Below are 6000 nucleotides of genomic sequence, written 5' to 3' on the forward strand. Positions count from 1 at the left end.
GAAGTTTCACTTTATTAGATAAAGACAGGATTAGCGGGAGTTTCTCCTTTCTAATTCTGTCTTTTCTTTCGCACAACGGGAGGGATCAATGAAATTTTTCTATTTCTCTCGTAATGGCTTTACTGCCTACCTTTAGCTTTGTGACAATTTCTCTCATGTTGCCGCGTGAAATTTGAGCTGCTGGTGCTCCAATTGCTAATGCGGCAATCACTTCCCCATTGCGGAAAACCGGTACGGCTACACAGCGGATGCCGATGGTCAGTTCCTCATCATCAAACGCATAGCCGTCATCCTGAATGGCCTTTAAATGATAACGAAAGAGTTGTGGATCCTGAAACGTATTCTTCGTTGCGGGTTCCATCGACATTTTATCCATTATCGACGCAATCTTCCCCTCATCAAAATTAGCCAAAATCACTTTCCCTAAAGCAGTTTGATGCAACTTGGTACGATTGCCAACTTCTTCGTCTGCCGTATGCCGGAAGGGTGCATGTAACACTTGCGTCATGACAAGATCGGTGCCATCCACTTTTCCTAAGTAGGTGCCCATTTGCAGATGTTGCGCTGCTTGATAAACGGATTGTAAGGATTTCCAATCCCTGATTGAACGCCTTTCTGCTATTTCAATAAAATTCTTCGGATTGAAGAAATACTGCGTTTGAATTTTATAAATATAATTCATATCTTCTAATGTCGTTAACAGGCGAAACGCGGTAGATTTACTTAATTGAAATTCCTTCATCACTTCCGCTAAAGTGATCCCGCGGCTTTGTTTGATAAATTCCAACACAAGAAGCCCTCTTTTTAATGTAGATACTTGATTTTGAGACATTTGATCACCCGCTTTTCTGACTAGTGTACGTGCTCTATCCTTTTTATACACAATAAGCCGCTTGAGTTCCATTAAATGAAACTTTGCTCAAGAAATTTGGATTTTCAATGTTTAGAAATTATGCTTAAGCTAATTAATCTTAAGGAGGAGAAAGCATGAATTATACAAAGTTAAAGAAATCCAATTTTGAAGTCTCTACAATCGGTTTAGGGACAAACGCGGTTGGCGGTCATAATTTATTCCAAAACGTAAATGAACAGGATGGAAAGGACTTCGTTAGAGAAGCCTTGAATCTCGGGGTAACATTCATTGATACAGCGGACATTTATGGCCTTGGCCGTTCCGAGGAGTTAGTTGGAGAAGTAGTAAAAGAATTTAATCGTGATGATCTTGTCATTGCCACGAAGGGATCACAAAACTTTACGAACTTAGAAGATGTGAAAAAAGATAATCGTCCAGAATATTTGAGAGAAGCAGTGGAAAAGAGTTTACAAAGGCTACAACTCGACTATGTTGACTTGTATTATTTACACTTCCCTGATAACGTCACGCCATTTGCCGAATCCATTGGTGAATTAGCGCGTTTAAAGGAAGAAGGTAAAATCCGTTCCATCGGGATTTCGAATGTGTCCCTCGAGCAATTGAAGGAAGCGAATGCCCATGGTGACATTTCAGTGCTTCAATCCCCATACAGCATGTTGGATCGCTCAGCTGAAGAGGCATTATTGCCCTATACCATCGAAAATGATATTTCCTTTATTCCGTATGGACCATTGGCATTCGGTTTACTCGGTGGAGGATTCACCAAAGAAACTAAATTGGGTGCCGGAGATTGGCGTCAGTCTGTTCCGTTATTCCAAGGCGAACAATTTATCCAAACGCTCGATAAAGTGAAGCAACTAAAGGAGTTTGCCATAAGTAAAGAGACAACTTTGCCTAATTTAGCATTGGCATGGTTGCTTGCTCAAGAAGGCGTAGATGCAGTTATTCCAGGTGGAAAACGGAAAGAACGCATCCGTGAAAATGTACAAGCGAGTGACATTCGATTATCGAAAGAAGAGTTAAATTTAATGGATGGTATTCTGAGTAAATAATAGAATGTGTAAGGGTTGTCCCACTAATGGGACCGCCCTTCATCACCTTCAGGATTACTGTTAACGTCACTATTCGCATGGTAGATTATTTGTACAACACCGGAAGAGAATGTTTTTGTGTTAACCATTTTTAAGTTTAACCGCTGTTTTATATCTTTGAATAACGGTTTTCCTTCTCCTAAAACAACAGGGTGAACTGATAATCTAAATTCATCTACAAGCCCTAAATTTATAAAAGTTGTAATAAGATCTGCTCCACCGTATAACCAGATATCCTTACCGGGTTTGTTCTTTAATTTATATACTTCTTCAGGAATATTTTCATTTATGAATATTGCTTTATGATCAGTTCCTTTTTGCGTTCTAGAAAATACATATTTCTCTTTACTATGAACTAATTCCCACATCTCTTTTTCATCATCAGTATCTTCCATTTTCGGCGTATATTGTCCCCATAAATCATAGCTTTTTCTTCCATACAAAATCGTATCAATTTGATTGAGGAAATGAGTAAAACCCATCTCGGAGTCCATGACGCACCAATCAATTTCTCCATTTTTGCCTTCAATAAAACCATCTAAAGTAACTGCTAAATCTAAAATTATTTTTCTTGGTCTTACGTTATTGGACATCATTTCGCCTCCTTTGTCGTTTCACCATATGGTCCGATTGCTGAACAAAATTAAATTTCTTTTAATCAAGGAATGTCATGAGATTTTTTTACATGTTACTCTTCGTAAAATATTTCCGCGTATCTTCACGTATTTGTTTGGGCAAGGTACGCTCAAGCTCTTCATTTAACCATGCAAGTGTTTGACTCCTTAAATAATTACGCATTTTTTCTTCCGCTTCGAGCATAACTAAATTGATGGTGCAAAAGGAGGGAGCTGAACAGCAGCCTTCCCGATACAAATAACCATTATCTTTAATATTTTTACATTGAAAAATAGGTTTTGGACCTTCAACGGCTTCCACAACATCCCAAAAGGAAATATCTTCTGGAGATTTAGCAAGTTTATAACCGCCCTTAACTCCTGGAATGGAACTTACAATACCGGCCTTAGATAATTTACCGAAAATTTTTGAAAGAAATGTCTCGGAAAGTCCTTGGAATTCTGCCAAATCTTTTATCCCAACACTTTCCTCTGAAGGAGCATCAATTAAATAAACCAGACAATGTAAAGCATATTCAACTCCAACACTATACGCCATATAAACCCACCTGCTTTCATAATTCAGTTGACAAAAATAATTATAACATATATTATAGACACTGTTAATCGTCGATTGAATTAGTCCTTAATTGTAAACCTAGTTTAAGGGGGTATACTAAATTGAAACAAAGAATTGATTATTATAACGTTGCACCAGACGCACTTAACATTATGATGGAAATGGAAAAGTATACAAAAACTACAGGTATAGACCGCAAGCTCCGTGAACTGATTAAAATTCGAGCATCTCAAATCAATGGCTGTGCATATTGTATCGACATGCATACAGCTGATGCTAGAAAGATGAAAGAAACGGAACAGCGCCTATATTGTATTAGTGCTTGGAAAGAGTGTACATTTTACACGGATGCTGAAAAAGTAGCTCTTGAGTTGACGGAGTACGTAACTATGATCCCGACAAAACGTGTGCCAGACGAGCTTTATCAACGTGTACGTGAACATTATGACGAGAGACAATATGTTGACCTCGTTCTTATCATTAATCAAATCAACAGTTGGAATAGAATTTCTATCGCAATGGGAAATACGGCAACTGAAAGGTAAAGGTTGAGGGCCTGCCAATAAGAAGAGAATAACGAATGTAAATTTCAACATGAAAAAGCCGATGTTTCCTAAGCAAAGGAATCATCGGCCTATTCTATTTTCTTATGTAGTTGTATTTGAATAAATCATATCAGGCGTGTTGATTAACCATAAAAATCCAAAATAATACAAAAAGAAACACCCTTCTTGTAAAATGAAAGTACGACCAATCAAATACAAGAAGAGGTGCTTCTTATGAAAAAGAATACCATATTCCCGAATTTGATTCAAAAATTTGTTTCCCCAGAAGAACTTGATTTGCTGGAGAAAGCCGTTGGCTATGAGGATACAGCGCGCAAGTTGGACGTGATGACATTGATTCAGTATCTCGTCACCGCGGCGGCATGCGAGTGGAAAAGTTTCCGGTATTGTGCGGATGTTGGACCAGGTGTCGGTCTAAGAGAAGTCAATTATTCGACGTTATCCAAAAAAGCAGGACATCTTGATTTTGAATTGATGAAAAAATTGTTTGATCTTATCGTGTCAAAGTGTAATCGGGAAACCTGACGAACACTCAAGATTCCTAATAAGCTTTTAATCATTGATTCCACCACAATTACTGTAGGAAAAGCCCGTCTCCCTTGGGCGGTCTATCACGGTGAACGCTCGGGAATTAAGTTGCACATCAGTTATTCTCCGGAAAGCGAAATGCCCTTACGCGTCATTGAAACTACAGGGCTTAAACACGATGGACCTGTTGGCGAAATGCTAGTGGATCTGCGCTTTGTCCTCGTTGAGGACCGTGCCTATTTTAAAATCAAGCGAATTGACCAGTTTGTTTCGGATAAACAAGATTTTGTCATTCGCCTCAAGGAAAACGTCGAGATTTTCCGGCCTAAATCGCTGAAGCGTACGCCTGAAAAGGGTTCTCGCGTTACAAGGGACATCACTTGCCAACTAGGAACGCCACAATCCCGCTCAAGTAAACGCCATCGTGTCGTCTTTTTCCTCGATGATCGAAAAAGAGAAATTCGCGTCGTGACCAATTTGATGATGGTATCAGCCGAATTGATTGCGGAAATGTACAAAGCGCGCTGGAAAATTGAATCCTTCTTTCGTTGGATTAAGCAAAATCTCAATGTGCCTGTTTTGTTCGGAACAACACCAAACGCCGTATACAACCAACTTTTTGCCGCACTGATCGCTTATGTCCTCCTCAAATGGCTTTATAACAATACGAAAAATAAAAGGATTTTTCATGTGCTTTCATTCTCCGAGTTTCACCGAAAGCTCTTGCACAATGAGCTCCCAATCGATTGGCTATCAGAAATGATCGTTCTTCTAAAAAGAGTATCTTGTTTTTCACAGGATAATTTTGTCCAAGCCTGCCTGATTTTGGTTAATCAACACGCTTGAAATCATATATTTTATCGACTCCATTAAAAATATCTCTACAGTGAACACTGTGATAAACTGAATAAAATGTGATGTGATCTGTACTGAACATATAGAAAGGATGGATGGTTCATGAACAAACATAGGATTTATACAACGAGTTTCGCAAGTGTCTATCCCCATTATGTGACGAAAGCAGAGAAAAAAGGACGGACGAAAACAGAAGTCGATGAAATCATCCGTTGGTTGACTGGTTATAGCCAGGAAGAATTAGAAGCGCAACTGGCAAAAGAGACAGACTTTGAGACCTTCTTTGCGGAGGCTTCCCAACTGAACCCTTCACGAACTTTAATTAAAGGCGTGGTCTGCGGCGTCCGAGTGGAAGACATAGAAGAACCGACGATGCAGGAAATCCGCTATTTGGATAAGCTGATCGATGAGTTGGCAAAAGGCAAAACGATGGAGAAGATTTTACGGAAATAACAAAGTAAGCCCCCTTGATGAAAAAGGGGGCCTTTGCTTGTAGCTACTTAGTACATTTATCCTTTCTCTTGTACAGCGATCCAAATTTCACTATACACATTATTGCTGTCAGACAAGTCTCCCGTAAATGAAATTTCAGGTGCCTCCACTAATTCATAATCGGAAGAAGGCAGCCACTCCGAAACTATTTTCCCCCATGTCTCTTGCATGATTGTCGGAAACGCACCTGTAGATGAAAAGATTGCCCAAGTTAGTGCTGGGACTTCTACTACATCGAACCCATCAAAATCCGTCTCCTGTGTCGATGAACCTCCCCCGCTTAAAACGTTCCGTTTTTGAAGTGGGGGTTTCCTACCAAATGAATGGAAATGCTCCAGCAAAGAATGTGGGTGGCACGTTCTTTTTACGGGAATTCGTAGGAGTCGGTTTCATTCACTAC

The 6000-nt window shown here is 39.5% G+C and carries 7 protein-coding genes and 1 pseudogene; 4 read left to right on the forward strand and 4 right to left on the reverse strand.

Annotated features, from left to right (window positions below):
* Positions 1-85: 85 nt before the first annotated feature.
* Positions 86-832, reverse strand: coding sequence for an IclR family transcriptional regulator (locus MHZ95_RS16865; RefSeq protein ID WP_239391956.1), 747 nt, complete (start codon positions 830-832; stop codon positions 86-88).
* Between the two features lie 155 nt (positions 833-987).
* On the opposite strand from MHZ95_RS16865, the gene MHZ95_RS16870 reads away from it, so the two are divergent.
* Positions 988-1926 (forward strand): aldo/keto reductase, encoded by a 939-nt coding sequence (locus tag MHZ95_RS16870; RefSeq protein ID WP_239391957.1) that lies wholly within the window; start codon positions 988-990, stop codon positions 1924-1926.
* A 23-nt stretch (positions 1927-1949) separates the two neighbouring features.
* Here MHZ95_RS16870 and MHZ95_RS16875 read toward each other — a convergent pair whose 3' ends face one another.
* The gene (locus tag MHZ95_RS16875) at positions 1950-2558 is read right to left on the reverse strand and encodes a dihydrofolate reductase family protein (RefSeq protein WP_239391958.1); all 609 of its coding nucleotides are present in this window, start codon (positions 2556-2558) and stop codon (positions 1950-1952) included.
* Between the two features lie 88 nt (positions 2559-2646).
* Complete coding sequence (locus MHZ95_RS16880; protein ID WP_239391959.1) at positions 2647-3138, reverse strand: RrF2 family transcriptional regulator; 492 nt, start codon at positions 3136-3138, stop codon at positions 2647-2649.
* 122 nt (positions 3139-3260) lie between these two features.
* Between MHZ95_RS16880 and MHZ95_RS16885 the strand changes: the two genes are divergently transcribed.
* The 3 genes and pseudogenes from MHZ95_RS16885 (at position 3261) to MHZ95_RS16895 (ending at position 5561) form a co-directional block, all read left to right on the forward strand.
* Complete coding sequence (locus tag MHZ95_RS16885) at positions 3261-3704, forward strand: carboxymuconolactone decarboxylase family protein (protein ID WP_239391960.1); 444 nt, start codon at positions 3261-3263, stop codon at positions 3702-3704.
* Between the two features lie 234 nt (positions 3705-3938).
* A pseudogene (locus tag MHZ95_RS16890) lies at positions 3939-5099 on the forward strand (IS4 family transposase).
* Positions 5100-5210: 111 nt separating this feature from the next.
* Positions 5211-5561 (forward strand): DUF2200 domain-containing protein, encoded by a 351-nt coding sequence (locus MHZ95_RS16895; RefSeq protein ID WP_239391961.1) that lies wholly within the window; start codon positions 5211-5213, stop codon positions 5559-5561.
* A gap of 56 nt (positions 5562-5617) precedes the next feature.
* Here MHZ95_RS16895 and MHZ95_RS16900 read toward each other — a convergent pair whose 3' ends face one another.
* Positions 5618-5941, reverse strand: a complete 324-nt coding sequence (locus MHZ95_RS16900; RefSeq protein ID WP_239391962.1) for a GyrI-like domain-containing protein — start codon at positions 5939-5941, stop codon at positions 5618-5620.
* Positions 5942-6000 lie beyond the last annotated feature (59 nt).

Origin of the sequence: Sporosarcina sp. ACRSM (assembly GCF_022346545.1) — a bacterium.
GTDB lineage: Bacteria > Bacillota > Bacilli > Bacillales_A > Planococcaceae > Sporosarcina.